Raw genomic sequence first — 14,242 nt, 5'->3', positions numbered from 1 at the left:
GAATGCTTTGATCGAGTGAACCGTCAGCCCGCGACCTTGGTCGCCGGGACGTCGCGCTGGCGCTTCATCACGATCTTGTTCAGCGCGCCGAGATAGGCCTTGGCGGAGGCAACCAGCGTGTCCGGATCGGCGGCGCGCGCGGTCATCGAGCGGCCTTCATGCGCCAGACGCACCGAGACTTCGGCCTGTGCATCGGTGCCTTCGGTCACGGCGTGGACTTGGTACAGTTCCAGCTTGGCCTCGTGCGGCACCAGACGCTTGATGCAGTTGAAGACGGCATCGACCGGGCCGTTGCCCTCGGCTTCCTCGATCTTGATCTGGCCGTCGACGTCGAGCTTCATGGTCGCGCGCTGCGGGCCATGGGTGCCGGCGATCACGGTCAGCGAGGCCAGCTTGATGCGGTCGTGCGCGGCCGCCATCTCCTGGTCGACCAGCGCCTCGATGTCCTCGTCGTAGATGTCCTTCTTGCGGTCGGCCAGCGCCTTCATCCGCGTGAAGGCATCCTCCAACTGGTTGGCGCCGAGCTTGTAGCCCATCTCCTCCAGCTTGTGGATGAAGGCGTGTCGGCCGGAATGCTTGCCCAGCACCAGCGAGGACTGCTTCAGGCCGACCATCTCGGGCCGCATGATCTCGTAGGTCGAGGCGTCCTTCAGCACGCCGTCCTGGTGGATCCCGCTCTCATGGGCGAAGGCGTTACGGCCGACGATCGCCTTGTTGTACTGCACCGGGAACGAGGTCGCGGCCGACACCACCTTCGAGGCGCGGGTCAGCTGCGTGGTGTCGATCTTGTTCCAATACGGAAACTTGTCGTTCCGCACATTGATCGCCATCACGACCTCTTCCAGCGCGGCATTGCCGGCGCGCTCGCCGATGCCGTTGACGGTGCACTCGACCTGGCGCGCGCCGCCGACGATGCCGGCCAGCGAGTTAGCCACCGCCATGCCGAGATCGTTGTGGCAGTGCACCGAGAAGATCGCCTTGTCGGAGTTCGGCACCCGCTCGATCAGCGTCCGCATGAAGTGGGTGTATTCCTCCGGCACCGTGTAGCCGACGGTGTCGGGGATGTTCACCGTGGTGGCGCCGGCCTTGATCACGGCCTCGACGATCCGGCACAGATAGTCCATCTCGCTGCGGGTGCCGTCCTCGGCCGACCATTCGACGTCGTCGATCTGGTTGCGGGCGCGGGCGACCATCGCGACCGAGGTCTCGATGACCTCCTCGGGGGTCTTGTTCAGCTTCACGCGCATGTGCAGCGGCGAGGTCGCGATCACGGTATGGACGCGGCCGCGGCGGGCGAACTTGACGGCTTCGGCGCAGCGGTCGATGTCGGCCGGATGGGCGCGGGAGAGGCCCGCGATGACCGCGTTCTTGGAGCGGCGGGCGATCTCGCTGACCGCCTGGAAGTCGCCTTCCGAGGTGATCGGGAAGCCGGCCTCGATGACGTCGACCCCCATATCGTCCAGCAGCTCGGCGACCTCGAGCTTCTCCTCGAAGGTCATGGTGGCGCCGGGGCACTGCTCGCCGTCGCGCAAGGTGGTGTCGAAAATGATGACGCGGTCCTTCTCGGACTTGTTCACGGTGGCCATGTCAGAAATTCCTTTAAGCTTTTGCGCCCGTCATGTTGCTCCTTGAGCAATTGCTTGGGCGATTATCAGGGTCCGGTGATCTCGTACAAACCCCTGAGTGCCCAGGCGCAAACGCCCAGCCGGCCCTCAGGGGCAGGTAAGAAGAAGGCCGCCAATAAGCAGGGTGGGCCGTGCGGCCGGGATCGTGGCGGTAGCCTGGGCCACCTCCCCCGAAATCCCATCGATTTGGCCGCGAATCGGCATTGCCAGACCCTGTTGAGCGCTTAAATCCTCGATCAAAACCGTTGACGGTTGGTTGCCGGGACGCGCCATGCGCCGTCGTTCTAGACGATTATGGCAAGCCGCCGCAATGGGTAAAGATGGTCAGCGGGGTTGACCTATCGTGTCGCATGGCTCGACGCGCGCCCGTCCCTGTCCCCTCACCTCCGCCCGCGCGAAGACGCGCGCAGGCTCGACGGCGAGCGGCCGTAGAGACCGGCGAAGGCGGCGTTGAAACGGCGGACGCTGCCGAAGCCGGCGCGGAAGGCGATCTCGGTCATCGCGTCATCGGTGGTGTCGATCAGCCGCTTGGCGCGCTGCACGCGCCGGGTGGTCGCGACCTGCTGCGGGCTGGCGCCGACATGGCGCTCGAACAGCCGCCCGAGGTGGCGCGAGATGATGCCGAGCCGGCGGGCCAACGCAGCAACCGAGCCGCGCTCGAGCGCGCCGCCGTCGATCAGCTTCAGCGCGCGCAATCGCCGCATTGTTCGCACCGGACGCCGAATGGATCGCGCCGGCCCGCAACGCCACCGCGATCGCGCTCGATCACACCGATCACATGATCGGCGCGGAGGCGATCGCCCGCTTCATCTCGACCGAGATGCATTGCTTGTTCACCGAGATCGACATCGCGTTCTGCGCCGTTCATGCCGACGGCGACAGCGTGATCGTCGAGGAGCGCATGCGCGCGACGCTGCCTGACGGCCGGCGCCATGACAATGACTACTGCTTCGTGTTCGTGCTCGAGGCGGACCGCATCAAGCAGGTTCGGGAATACATGGACACGCGCAAGGGCTGGCAGATGGTGTTCGGAGAGGCTGCGGCGTGACGACGGCTGCGTGCGGCACGATTCGAGCGTGACTTCGCCCGCCTTCTCGCGAGGGGAAGGCTGCCTTCCCCTCGCGGGTCGCGCAGCCCGATTGGCATCGACTAACCTATCCGCACCGTCATGGCCGGGCTCAGCCGTCCGAAGCACGGCGTCGCTTCCGCTCGCCTATGTCCCGGCCAAAACACGAACGCAGCGAAACCTTTCCTACACCATGACGGCATGCGCGGCATCGGCCGGCGACAGTTGTGGCGCGGACGCGGCCGGGTAAATCAATCTTTGCTCAACTGGTTGCATCTAGTGTGCCGGCAGCGACCGGGTGTTAGGGCGCGTCCTTTGGTTAAGGAGATATCAGGATCATGCCCACGACGAACCTGGCCGATGGGCCCCATCAGCGCCAAGCCGGCTTCAATCTCTTCCTGGTCGGATTCCTGATCCTGTTTCTCGAATTGGCCTGCATCCGCTGGTTCTCGGCCAAGGTCGTGTTCCTGCAATTCTTCACCAATATCGTGCTGCTCGCGGCCTTCCTCGGCATGTCCTGCGGCTGCCTTGCCGCGCGGCGGAGCACCAACTGGCTTGCGCTGTTTCCGGGGCTTGCGCTCGTGACCTTCGCTGCCGTGGCCACGATCATGGCGCTGTATTCCAACTGGGGTCAGTTCGCGGTCGACGTCGGCCATCAGGCCTCGCCGCAGGAGGTGTTTTTCGGCACCGAGTATCGCAACCCGGATCTCGCCAAGTTCGTCGTGCCCATCGAGGCGATCGCCGGGCTGTTCTTCGTGCTGATCGCGCTGATGTTCGTCGGCCTCGGCCAGACTCTCGGCCGCGCCTTCGACGCCTACCCCAACCGCGTCGCCGGCTATTCGCTGAATATCGGCGGCAGCCTCGCGGGCATCGTCGGGTTCTCGCTGCTGTCGTTCGCGCAGGCGCCGCCGGTGGTCTGGTTCGGCATCAGCTGCGCCGGCATCGTCTACCTGCTCTACCAGGACAAGGCGCTGTCGATCCTGCGCCTTGCGACGATCATCATCGTGGTGGGATTTACCGCCTACTACACCGATCGTTCCGACAGCCATGACATCCGCTGGTCGCCCTATTACGCCGTCGACCTCAACAAATCGAACGGCGTGATCACCGTCAACAGCATCGGCCATCAGGAAATGATGCCGTTCAGCGAACGCGGCTCGTCCTATTCGCTGATCCACCTGCTGCAGAAGCACAGTGGCGGCACGCCGTTCAAGGACGTCATGATCATCGGCGCCGGCTCCGGCAACGACCTCGCGCACGCCTTGCGCTTCGGCGTCGAGCGCATCGATGCGGTCGAGATCGATCCCGTGATCCAGAACATCGGCCTCCACAACCATCCCGACAAGCCCTATCAGGACCCGAGGGTGGTGCCGCATCTCGACGACGGCCGGCATTTCCTGCGCACCACCGAACGCAAATACGATCTGGTCGTGTATGCGCTCGTCGACTCGCTGATCCTGCACAGCGGCTACGCCAACATCCGCCTCGAAAGCTATCTGTTCACCGAACAGGCGTTCCAGGACGTCCGCCGCGTGCTGAAGCAGGACGGCGTCTTCGTGATGTACAACTACTATCGCCAGGGCTGGATCGTGCAGCGCGTCGCCGAGATGGCCAAGCAGGTGTTCGGCTGCGATCCGCTGGTGCTGCCGCTGCCCTACAAGGAAACCCTGACCTCGTCCGAACCGGTCGGCTTCACCACCATCATCGCGGGCTGCAATCCGCACATCTCCACCGCGTTCCGCGACCGCGGCCAGTTCTGGCTGAACAGCATTCCGCCGGAGAACCTGGCGGTCAACGGCTTCGAAAAGCCGCAAGAAAAGGGACAAGACAAGGCTGCCGCCCAGCACGGCGACTGGGTGCCGCTGGCGCCGGCGAAACTGGTGGTCGACAATGAAGGCGCCAGGCAATCGACCAGCGACGACTGGCCGTTCCTCTATGTCAGCGGCAGGCTGATCCCCGATCTGACCGTTCGCTCGATGATCCTGCTCGGCGTGCTCGGGCTTGGCCTGGTCTATCTGTTCAAGCCGAAGGGTACCTGGCGGCCCAATAACCGGATGTTCTTCCTCGGCGCGGCGTTCATGCTGCTCGAGACCAAGGCGGTGGTGCAGATGGCGCTGTTGTTCGGCAGCACCTGGCTGGTCAACTCGGCGGTGTTCTTCACCGCCCTGCTGCTGATCCTCGCCGCCAATTTGTATGTGATCAAGGTGCCGTCGACCCGGCTGGCGCGGCACTATGCCGGGCTGCTGGCGCTGCTGGCGGTCTCGGTGCTGGTGCCGCTCGACACGTTCCTGAGCGGCGGCATCGTCTGGCGCTACGTGATCCCGTGCGCGCTGGCGCTCGGCCCGATGTTCTTCGCCGGCGTGATCTTCGCCCGCTCGTTCCGCGACGAAGCCAATCCCGATCAGGCGTTCGGATCCAACATCGCGGGATCTGTCATCGGCGGCCTCGCCGAGTCGTGCTCGACCCTGCTCGGCTTCCGCTACCTCCTGATCGTGGCGATCGGCTTCTATCTGCTGTCCGCCTGGATGCCCTCGCGCAAGGGCTAGCGCGCAAGGGACGCGCTGGCAGACCGGCGAACGGTAGTCGCTACCGCAGATATCTGCGGTAGCGATCAAGCTCCCGTCGCGGGCGCGCGCGGCCAAAATATCGAAAACAACCCCATGCAAAGGAGCCGGCGGCTGCCGGCGCTCGACCGGGCCACTTGACACGTCGGGCAAATCAGGGGCACATTTCCAATATTCCGAAATCGTGCCTCGCCCGCAGGGCGCGAGAAAAACGCCGCCCTACTTCTTCACCGCATTCTTCTCCGCCGCGCCGCCCTTGCCTTCCGCCTCCAGCGCAGCACGGACGCGCTTGAATTCGCTCAGGTCCGCCTTGTCGACCTCGGGGAATTTCAGCTCGAGCCTGTCGACCGCATTGACGATGGTCGAGCCGATCACGACGCGGGCGAACCATTTGTGGTCGGCGGGCACGATGTGCCAGGGCGCCTCTTTGCTCGCGGTCTGGTGGATCATGTCTTGATAGGCGGCCTGATATTTGGCCCACAGCGCGCGCTCGGAGACGTCGGCCATCGAGAACTTCCAGTTCTTGGCCGGCTCCTCGAGCCGGTCGAGGAAGCGCCGGCGCTGCTCCTCCTTGGAGACATGCAGGAAGAACTTCAGGATCACGGTGCCGTTGCGCGACAGATAGCGCTCGATCGCGGAGATGTCCTCGAAGCGCTCGCGCCAGATGTTCTTGGTCACCAGCTTCTTCGGGATCTTCTGCTTGCCAAGCACTTCGGGATGCACCCGTACCACCAGGCACTCCTCGTAGTAGGAGCGGTTGAAGATACCGATGTGGCCGCGCTCCGGCAGCGCGATCATGGCGCGCCACATGAAATCGTGGTCGAATTCCTTGGTCGAGGGCTGCTTGAACGAGGACACCTCGCAGCCCTGCGGGTTGACGCCCTCGAACACGCTCTTGATCGCACTGTCCTTGCCGGCGGCATCCATGCCCTGGAAGATCAGGAGCAGCGACCAGCGGTCCTGGGCGTAGAGCTTCTCCTGGAAGTCGTTGAGCCGCGTGCGGTTGGCCTCAATGATCTTGCCGCCGGCGTCCTTGTCGATGCCGCCCTTCTCGGCGGTCGCATACGATTTCAGGTGAAATTCGCCTGATCCGTCGAAGCGGAACGGCGCGACGAAGGGCTTCAGTTCATCGGCGAGCGATGGGGACGGTTTGCTGCTCATGGCCTCTCGACGGCTTGCGTGGCGATTTGATCCGGTCGATCACGCTACCAAGAATGCCCTTGGGCAGGAAGATGATGAAAAGCACCAGCAGCACGCCATAGACCAGATTGTCCCAGCCGACCGCCTTGGTGCCGAACGAAATGCGCAGCACCTCGGCCAGCACGATGGTGATGATGGCCCCGACGGTCGGTCCCAGCGCCACATAGACGCCGCCGACGATCGCCGCGAACACCATCTGCAGCGAGACCGCGATGCCGCTCACGGTGTCCGGCGAGATGAACATCTGGTACTGGCAATAGAGCGCACCGGACAGCGCGGTCATCAGCGCGCTGATCAGGGTGATCTTGAGCTTCTCGGCGGTGACGTTGACGCCGGCGGCGGCCGCCGCATCCTCATCCTCCGAGATCGCCTCCATGGCGTGGCGGATCATGCTGCGGTCGATCGCGCGCCAGATCACGAGGCCTGCGATCCAGACCGCGAGCGCAATCAGATACCAGGTGACCTTGTCGTCGAATTGCAGTGCGAACAGCCCCTTGCCGCTCGGCGCGCGCTGCGGCGTGTAGCCGAGCGAGCCGCCGGTATAGTCGCGGGTCGCGGTGATGACCTGGAGCACGATGCCGGACAGCGCCAGGGTCACCAGCACGAAATAGTGCCCGGTGATGCGAAAGCGGAAGCAGGGATAGGCGACGACAAGCGCGAGCACGCCGGCTGTCGCCATGCTCAGGGGAATCCCGATCCAGGGCGAGACGCCGAGGTGATTCCAGAGCAGCGCTGTGACGTAGGCGCCGATCCCCATGAAGCCGCCATGGCCGAGCGAGACCAGCCCGAAGCGGCCCATGATCGACCACGAGGTGTAGGCGAACGACCAGATCAGGATCAGCACCAGCACGTGCAGGTGATAGGGGTCGCGGTGCACGAAGGGCAGCGCGATGAGCGCAATCAGCGCGATGATCCAGCCGGCGGCCTGCCTGTTCACGAGCGCCTCGCGAGCAGGCCCGCGGGCCGGATGAACATCATGACGATGAAGAAGGCGAACGCCAGCACGTAGCCCCATTCGAGATCGGAGAACAGGCCGCCGAGCGAGATGATCTCGGCGAACACGAAGGCCGCGACGAAGCCGCCGATGAAATTGCCGAGGCCGCCGAGCACGCAGATCAGGAAGGTAATCGGCCCGAACGACAGCCCGACGAACGGATGCACGTCATATTGCAGCACCAGGAGGCAGGCGGCGAGACCGGCGAGCCCGCCGCCGATCGCCGAGGTGACGAGATAGATGCGCTTGGGATCGACGCCCATCAGCGGCATGATCTGGCGGTCCTGCGCGATGGCGCGGATCGCGGTGCCGGTGAAGGTGCGGGTCAGGAACAGATAGACGCCGATCATGCCGACCAGCGCGGCGCCGAACGACAGGAGCCGCGCGTAGCTGAAATTCATCTCGCCGAGCGCCAGCACCGGGAGGCGGATGCCGAGATTGCGGAAATCGATGCCGAAGGCGACGGTGGCGAAGCTCTGCAGAATGAACAGCACGCCGCCGGTGGCGAGCAGCTGGTTGATCGGCGGCGCGGTCAGCAAGGGCGCGATGACCAAGAAATGCAGCGCGGCGCCGAGCAGCGCCACGAGCAGGATAACGAGCGGCGCTGCGGCCCAGTACGGCAAATGAAACACCTGCACGAGATAGTACATGCCGTACATGCCGATCATCACGAGCTCGGCGTAGCAGATCCAGGTGACGTCGATGACGCCGAAGATCAAATTGAGCCCGAGCGCCAGGAGCGCCAGCACTCCGCCGAGCAGGATGCCGTTGATCACGGCCTCCAGCAGGTAGATGTCGAAAATGTCGAGGAAGGATTGCATGGCCGCTGCCTTTCTTACCTCTCCCCACCGGGGAGAGGTCGGCGCGCAGCGCCGGGTGAGGGGAACAGGTCCCACGAGAGAGCGTAACCCCTCACCCGGATCGCATCTTGCGATGCGATCCGACCTCTCCCACAAGGGGAGAGGTGAACCGCCGATGCCGCAACACTTTCCGAGATCGTCATCATCCCCTCACACGCCCAAATACGCCTGCTTGATGGTGTCGCTCGCCGCGAGTTCTGCCGCCGTGCCGGCGGCGCGGATGCTGCCGGCTTCCAGGAGATAGGCGCGGTCGACCACGCGCAGCACCTGCTGCACGTTCTGCTCGACGATCAACACCGTCAGCCCGCTGGCGCGGATGCGCTTGACCAGCTCGAACACCTGCTGCACCACAACCGGCGCGAGCCCGGCTGACGGCTCATCGAGCAGCAGCAGTTTCGGCTTCGACATCAGCGCGCGGCCGATCGCGCACATTTGCTGCTCGCCGCCCGACATGGTGCCGGCCATCTGGTGGCGCCGTTCCTTCATGCGCGGGAACAGCTCGAACACGAAATCGAGCTGCTCGGCGTAATGCGCGCGGGCGCCCCGCATGTAGGCGCCCATCTTCAGATTGTCTGCCACGGTGAGCCGCGGAAACAGCCGGCGGTTCTCCGGCACATGCGCAATCCCGAGGCTGACGATGCGATGCGCCGGCGTCTTGACCACGTCGGCGCCCTCCATCGATATCTTGCCTTTGCGCGGGCGGATCAGGCCGGAGATCACGCGCATCAAGGTGGTCTTGCCGGCGCCATTCGGACCGATCACACCGACCGCCTCGCCCGCCTTGACGTCGAGGCTGACGTCGAACAGCGCCTGGAAGCTGCCATAGCCCGCGTCGATCGATTTCAGCTCCAGCATGCCGGTCACGCCCCGATCTGGCGGCGCGCCTGCTCGGCGACGGCGGCAGCCAAGCTCGCATCCGCATCGGTTCCGAGATAGACCTCGATCACCCTGGCATCGCCCGCGACGTCGGCCGGCAGGCCTTCGGCGATCTTCTCGCCGTGATCCAGCACCATCACGCGATCGACCACGCGCATCAAGACACCCATGATGTGCTCGACCCAGATGATGGTGATGCCGAGCTCGTCGCGGATCCGGCGCAGCATGTCGGCGGCCTGGTCCATCTCGGTCTCGTCGAGACCGCCGAGGCTTTCATCGGCGAGCAAGAGTTTCGGCCCGGTGGCGAGCGCCTTGGCGAGTTCGAGCTTCTTCAACCCGGCGGCGCCCAGCCCCTCGACGCTACTGTGGCGATCGGTCGGCAGGCCGACCATCGCCAGCGCGCGCTCGGCCGCCTCCTCGGCCTTGCTGCGGCTGTGGCGGCCCTGGCCGTAGAAGCCGGCGAGCAGGACATTCTCGAAAATGCTCAGCCGATGGAATGGCCGCGGGATCTGGAAGGTGCGGCCGATGCCGCCGACGATGATCCGGTGCGGGGCGAGGCCGGCGATCTCGCGGCCATCGAACAGGATCGAGCCTTCGGTCGGCGGCAGCGTGCCCGACAGCATGTTGAAGATCGTGCTCTTGCCCGAGCCGTTCGGGCCGATCAGGCCGAGGATCTCGCCCTGCTCGACGCGGAACGACACGTTGTTGACGGCGCAAAAGCCGCCAAACCGCTTGACCAGGCCTTCGACGGCGAGCACGGCGTCCCTTTCGCGAGCGAGCTATTTGTAGCTGTAGGTGGTGCCGGCCGGCAGCGGCAGCACGGTCTCGCGCTGCATCTGGCTCTTCGGCCACACTACATAGGATTTGTCGTCGATATATTGCAGCACCACCGGGAACGAGCGCTCGTTCTGACCGGCAAACTGCGTTCCCTCGCCGTAGAATTTCACGCCGAAGCCGAGCATGGTGCCGCCTTCCGGAATGTCGGTGTCGAGCGCGGCCTTGCGCAGCGCGTCCGGATCAACGCCGCCATACTTCTTGATCGCGCGCGGCAGCACGTCGTCGAGGAACACATACGCATTGGACGCGCCGATGCCGACATGGGCCGAGCGGATCGGCACGCCGGGCTTGAGCTTGTCGAACTCTTCGCCGACCATCTTGATCACGGGCGGCAGCTTCGGATCCATGGTCTTCTGGTTGGCGAGCCAGATCGAGATCGGGTCGGTGTTGAAGAGATAGTTGGCGTCGGCGCCGAGGCCTTCCTTCAGCTTCTCATAGACGCCATAGCCCGCGCCGTGGCCGACGATGGCGCCGAACTTCAGCCCCTGCTCGCGCGCCTGTCGGAATAGCAGCGTAATGTCCGGATTGTAGCCGGTGTGGAAGATCACGTCGGGCTTGGCGCGCTTCAGCTTGGTCACCAGCGCCGACAGGTCCGGCGCAGTCGCCGAATAACCCTCCTTCAGCACGATGTTGAAGCCGGCCTTCCTGGCGCCCGCCTCGTTGCCCTTGGCGACATCGACGCCGTAGGCACCGTCCTCATGGATGATGGCGACGCGGAGATCCTTGGGCTCCTTGCCGAACTTGGACATCGAATGCTGCGCGATGAAATCCATCGTCATCATGCCGAACTGGTCGCCGCTCGCCTGCGGCCGGAACACATATTTGTAGTTCTTGCCGTCGAACACCGCCGACGAGATGCAGGTGGTCATCCACATGAACTTCTTCAGCTGCTCGACCCGGGCCGCCACCGGCACGCATTGGGCCGAGGAGAAGAAGCCCATCACCATGTCGACCTTTTCCTGCTCGAGCAGGCGGACGGCCTCGTTGATTGCGATATCAGGCTTGCTCTGCGCGTCGGCGTAGACGGCCTCGACCTTGTAACCCTCGACGCCGGTCTTGGCGTAATGGTCGAGCATGATCTTGACGCCGGTATATTGCAGCTCGGAGCCGCCGCCGGCCAGCGGGCCGGTCAAGTCGAAGATCACGCCGATCTTGATCTTCTTGTCCTGCGCATGCGCGGCACCGGCCACACCCAGCGCCGCAAGCGCGACAGACAGACCCGCAAGCCAGCGGGCGGCCTTCCTGACCGGCATGAATCCCTCCCCAGAGATTGTGCACTGCATTTTTGTTTTCGTGCCACCCTATCACAGGGGGAGCGGCCGATGATGTCAAGCGCAATGGCTGCGTCGCCACGGCGCAGGCTTGCGCAAAATTTTGGCGGTGCCGACGAGCTTTCGGACCGGAGAACTACGGAAGGCAACTTCGCTATTTCCGACTTATCCTGAGGGCTGCGAAGTAGCTGTCAGTGGAGGTGACACATGACTCATGTGCTTTGCAGAGCGAGACTCATCTCGTGGTTCGTTGCGTGCGTGCTTGGATTGGGAGCATCGATTGCCGCTTCGTCAGGTGCGGTGGCGCAAAATTCACCTTCCGCCGAGGCCAGGCTGAAGGAGTTGAACATTACGCTGCCGCCCGTGCCGACACCGGTCGCCAACTACGTCGATGCGGTCCGGGTCGGCAATCTGCTCTTCCTCGCAGGAAACACTCCGGCTGCCGACTGGAAGTACAAGGGCAAGGTGGGCAAGGACCTCACCGTGCAGGAAGGTTATGACACGGCCCGTCAGGTCGGCCTGATCATGCTGGCAAAAGTGCGCGTCGCACTTGGGAGCCTCGATCGCGTCAAGCGCGTGGTCAAGGTCCTCGGGATGGTCAATTCGGCCGAAGGCTTTGGTGACCAACCGAAAGTCGTGAACGGCTTCTCCGATTTGATGGTGGAGGTCTTCGGCGAGGAGGCCGGCAAACACGCGCGATCTGCTGTTGGAATGGCGGGCCTTCCATTCAACAACGCTGTGGAGGTCGAAATGATCGTTGAAGTGGCCGAATGATCGGCCAACCGTTGTTTCGGGTCACAGGCCGTCGATGACGACCGATCCAGGCAACGACCACTTCACCCTTAGAAGCTGACTCTTTTAACTACGCACCCTACGCCGGCAGCTGCGTTTCGATGAACGCGGTGACGAAGCGCGGCATTGCCGAGTTGAGGTCGGCGCGGCTGCGCACCAGATGGATGCCGGCGAGTTCGGGATTTTTCTGGCGCGCCAGATTGGCCTCGATCCGCGCACGCAGCGCGTCGGCGGACATGTCGACACGCAGGATCTGCATCATCGCGAGCGCAACGCCGGTGTAGATGCAGTGCCAGTCGTTATCCGCGCGGCAATCCGCTGCGGTAAGGCCGGTCTCCTCCTCGAGCTCGCGCATCACGCTGCCGGCGATATCGACGGTCTCGCCGCTGATGTCGTCGAGATCGGGCGTGCCGGAGGGGAAATAGATGCGTCCGGCATTCGCCGTCCGCTGGCCCATCACCCCGCACACGAAGGCGCCGTCGCTCGAGAGCAGCGCGCCCATGCCGAAGCCGTTGAATATCTCCTTGTCCGGAAAACCCCAGTCGCGCCAGGCGAGGAAGCTTGCGAAATCAGTCTCGAAATAGCTCGCGCTGAGCCGCTCGCCAGCAAAGACCGGATCGTGCCCGAGCAGGACGCGGCCGTTCCACAGGTTCGGGTTGAGCCGCTGCTGCTCGGCGAAATGCGCGTCGATCTCGCCACGCCGCTCGTCCGCGAACGGCCAGGGACGCCGCTGCAATGCCAGGTCGAGCGTGGTGACGCGACAAATCAGCGGAGACTGCATGTCACTCACCGCAAACTCATTTCGGCATGATCTCCGCGCAAACTACTTCACGCTTCCGGTCGTCTTCTTGACCTGATCCACGAACTTGTTGGTGTAGGTCTTGGTGACGTCGATGCCGGCCTTTGCGACCTCCGGCGAGCCTTCGCTGAACACCGCGAGCACCGCTTCCGCGCCCTTGGGATCCATCTTGCCGGTCTCGGAATACATCGGGATCGTATTCTTCAGCGCGGCCAGATATTGCTCCTTGTTCTTGCCGACAAGCTCCTCCGGCATCTTGGCCATGATGTCCTCGGCCGAATGCGAATGGATCCAGGACAGCGTCGCCATGATGGCATTGGTCAGCGCCTGCACTTCCTTCTCGTGGCCGTTGACCCAGGCTGTGGTCGAATAGAGCGCGCCGCCGGGATATTCGCCGCCGAACACCGCGAGCGTGTCGTGCTGGGTGCGGGTGTCACTGAGAATCTTGAGGTCGGCGTGGCTGCCTTGCAGCACGGTGACAGAGGGATCGAGCATCACGGCGGCATCGATCTGGCCCTGCTCCATCGCGGCCACCGCGGTGGCGCCGAGGCCGACGCCGATCACGGCGGTGCCGGCCGGATCGAGGCCGTTCTTCTTCAAGAGATACTTCAGAAAGAAATCGGTCGAAGAGCCCGGCGCGCTGACGCCGACCTTCTTGCCGGCAAGATCCTTGATCGAGTTGATCTCGCCGGTGTGCTTCGGCGAGACCACCAGCACCAGGCCGGGATAGCGGTCATAGACCACGAAGGCCTGCATCTCCTGCTTCTTGGCGGCGATATTGACGCAGTGGTCGAAATAGCCGGAGACGACGTCGGCGCTGCCGCCGAGCACGGCCTTCAGCGCATCCGAGCCGCCCTTGAGGTCGACCAGTTCGACCGCAAGCCCGGCCTTGTCATATTCGCCAAGCTGCTTGGCCAGCACGGTGGGCAGATAGCACAGGCAGGCGCCGCCCCCGACCGCGATGGTGATCCTGCTTTGCGCCGCGGCAAGGCCCGTGGACAGGGTCAGCGCCAGCAGCGTTCCGGCAAGCTTGCCCAGCAGTTTGTTCATGACGTCCTCCGTTCGACTGGCCGGCAAGATAGAGGAGCAGGCCTACCTTGAGAAGGCGACTTTCCGGTTACTGGTCAAGCCTGCGGCCACGGCATGCACCCCAACACCAACGAGATGCAATTCGTGCTCGAAGGTACCGGCACGGTCTTGCTCGGCGATAAGGTCAAGCCGGGCGATTTGATCGTGATCCCGAAGGGCACGCCGCATGGCGGCACCAAGCCGAACGGCCGCGCCATCAAGGCAATCGCGATCAAGACGCCGCCGCAGGCGCCCGACGATACCAAGCTGCTGGATTGACGACGGTCCGT

Annotated in this window: 13 protein-coding genes and 1 pseudogene; 4 read left to right on the top strand and 10 right to left on the bottom strand. The window is 64.0% G+C overall.

Going from position 1 to position 14,242, the window contains the following annotated elements; all coding sequences use genetic code 11:
- Positions 1-23: 23 nt before the first annotated feature.
- Together AC066Y_RS06935 and AC066Y_RS06930 are read right to left on the bottom strand one after the other, a co-directional pair.
- Positions 24-1,586, bottom strand: coding sequence for a 2-isopropylmalate synthase (locus AC066Y_RS06935; protein WP_478273215.1), 1,563 nt, complete (start codon positions 1,584-1,586; stop codon positions 24-26).
- A 419-nt stretch (positions 1,587-2,005) separates the two neighbouring features.
- Complete coding sequence (locus AC066Y_RS06930) at positions 2,006-2,329, bottom strand: helix-turn-helix domain-containing protein (RefSeq protein WP_478273214.1); 324 nt, start codon at positions 2,327-2,329, stop codon at positions 2,006-2,008.
- Here AC066Y_RS06930 and AC066Y_RS06925 point away from each other — a divergent pair.
- Together AC066Y_RS06925 and AC066Y_RS06920 are read left to right on the top strand one after the other, a co-directional pair.
- Positions 2,329-2,673 (top strand): nuclear transport factor 2 family protein, encoded by a 345-nt coding sequence (locus AC066Y_RS06925; protein WP_478273213.1) that lies wholly within the window; start codon positions 2,329-2,331, stop codon positions 2,671-2,673. The two genes, AC066Y_RS06930 and AC066Y_RS06925, sit on opposite strands and share 1 nt — an antisense overlap.
- A 356-nt stretch (positions 2,674-3,029) precedes the next feature.
- Entirely contained in the window at positions 3,030-5,237 is a 2,208-nt protein-coding gene (locus AC066Y_RS06920; RefSeq protein WP_478273212.1) for a spermine/spermidine synthase domain-containing protein, read from the top strand.
- A gap of 237 nt (positions 5,238-5,474) precedes the next feature.
- On the opposite strand, the gene AC066Y_RS06915 is transcribed toward AC066Y_RS06920, so the two are convergent.
- The 6 genes from AC066Y_RS06915 to AC066Y_RS06890 form a co-directional block, all read right to left on the bottom strand.
- Positions 5,475-6,416: a polyphosphate kinase 2 family protein gene (locus AC066Y_RS06915; RefSeq protein WP_478273211.1), complete on the bottom strand. Its 942-nt coding sequence runs from the start codon at positions 6,414-6,416 to the stop codon at positions 5,475-5,477.
- Complete coding sequence (locus AC066Y_RS06910) at positions 6,382-7,392, bottom strand: branched-chain amino acid ABC transporter permease (protein WP_478273210.1); 1,011 nt, start codon at positions 7,390-7,392, stop codon at positions 6,382-6,384. The genes AC066Y_RS06915 and AC066Y_RS06910 overlap by 35 nt, the downstream gene beginning before the upstream one ends.
- Complete coding sequence (locus AC066Y_RS06905) at positions 7,389-8,270, bottom strand: branched-chain amino acid ABC transporter permease (protein WP_478273209.1); 882 nt, start codon at positions 8,268-8,270, stop codon at positions 7,389-7,391. The genes AC066Y_RS06910 and AC066Y_RS06905 overlap by 4 nt, the downstream gene beginning before the upstream one ends.
- Before the next feature lie 189 nt (positions 8,271-8,459).
- The gene (locus tag AC066Y_RS06900) at positions 8,460-9,164 is read right to left on the bottom strand and encodes an ABC transporter ATP-binding protein (RefSeq protein ID WP_478273381.1); all 705 of its coding nucleotides are present in this window, start codon (positions 9,162-9,164) and stop codon (positions 8,460-8,462) included.
- Positions 9,165-9,169: 5 nt separating this feature from the next.
- Entirely contained in the window at positions 9,170-9,943 is a 774-nt protein-coding gene (locus tag AC066Y_RS06895) for an ABC transporter ATP-binding protein (protein ID WP_478273208.1), read from the bottom strand.
- A 21-nt stretch (positions 9,944-9,964) separates the two neighbouring features.
- Entirely contained in the window at positions 9,965-11,275 is a 1,311-nt protein-coding gene (locus AC066Y_RS06890; protein ID WP_478273207.1) for an ABC transporter substrate-binding protein, read from the bottom strand.
- Positions 11,276-11,500: 225 nt separating this feature from the next.
- On the opposite strand from AC066Y_RS06890, the gene AC066Y_RS06885 reads away from it, so the two are divergent.
- Positions 11,501-12,067 carry a RidA family protein gene (locus AC066Y_RS06885; RefSeq protein ID WP_478273206.1) on the top strand — a complete coding sequence of 189 codons (567 nt, stop codon included), beginning with the start codon at positions 11,501-11,503 and terminating at the stop codon, positions 12,065-12,067.
- 97 nt (positions 12,068-12,164) lie between these two features.
- On the opposite strand, the gene AC066Y_RS06880 is transcribed toward AC066Y_RS06885, so the two are convergent.
- On the bottom strand, positions 12,165-12,866 hold the full coding sequence (locus AC066Y_RS06880) for an NUDIX hydrolase (protein ID WP_478273205.1): 702 nt from the start codon (positions 12,864-12,866) through the stop codon (positions 12,165-12,167).
- Positions 12,867-12,908: 42 nt separating this feature from the next.
- Positions 12,909-13,934 (bottom strand): ABC transporter substrate-binding protein, encoded by a 1,026-nt coding sequence (locus tag AC066Y_RS06875; protein WP_478273204.1) that lies wholly within the window; start codon positions 13,932-13,934, stop codon positions 12,909-12,911.
- Positions 13,935-14,024: 90 nt separating this feature from the next.
- On the opposite strand from AC066Y_RS06875, the pseudogene AC066Y_RS06870 reads away from it, so the two are divergent.
- Positions 14,025-14,231: pseudogene (locus AC066Y_RS06870) on the top strand (cupin domain-containing protein); the annotation flags it as partial.
- Positions 14,232-14,242: the final 11 nt, after the last annotated feature.

This window comes from Bradyrhizobium sp. USDA3010, assembly GCF_056429065.1.
Note: the sequence above shows the minus strand (reverse complement) of the source record. Positions and strands in the feature narration are given on the sequence as shown.

Bases quoted from the DNA above. Each gene is read 5' to 3' on its own strand.
- AC066Y_RS06935 (WP_478273215.1), bottom strand. From the start codon at position 1,586: ATGGCCACCGTGAACAAGTCCGAGAAGGACCGCGTCATCATTTTCGAC.
- AC066Y_RS06930 (WP_478273214.1), bottom strand. From the start codon at position 2,329: ATGCGGCGATTGCGCGCGCTGAAGCTGATCGACGGCGGCGCGCTCGAG.
- AC066Y_RS06920 (WP_478273212.1), top strand. From the start codon at position 3,030: ATGCCCACGACGAACCTGGCCGATGGGCCCCATCAGCGCCAAGCCGGC.
- AC066Y_RS06915 (WP_478273211.1), bottom strand. From the start codon at position 6,416: ATGAGCAGCAAACCGTCCCCATCGCTCGCCGATGAACTGAAGCCCTTC.
- AC066Y_RS06905 (WP_478273209.1), bottom strand. From the start codon at position 8,270: ATGCAATCCTTCCTCGACATTTTCGACATCTACCTGCTGGAGGCCGTG.
- AC066Y_RS06900 (WP_478273381.1), bottom strand. From the start codon at position 9,164: ATGCTGGAGCTGAAATCGATCGACGCGGGCTATGGCAGCTTCCAGGCG.
- AC066Y_RS06890 (WP_478273207.1), bottom strand. From the start codon at position 11,275: ATGCCGGTCAGGAAGGCCGCCCGCTGGCTTGCGGGTCTGTCTGTCGCG.
- AC066Y_RS06885 (WP_478273206.1), top strand. From the start codon at position 11,501: ATGACTCATGTGCTTTGCAGAGCGAGACTCATCTCGTGGTTCGTTGCG.
- AC066Y_RS06880 (WP_478273205.1), bottom strand. From the start codon at position 12,866: ATGCAGTCTCCGCTGATTTGTCGCGTCACCACGCTCGACCTGGCATTG.
- AC066Y_RS06875 (WP_478273204.1), bottom strand. From the start codon at position 13,934: ATGAACAAACTGCTGGGCAAGCTTGCCGGAACGCTGCTGGCGCTGACC.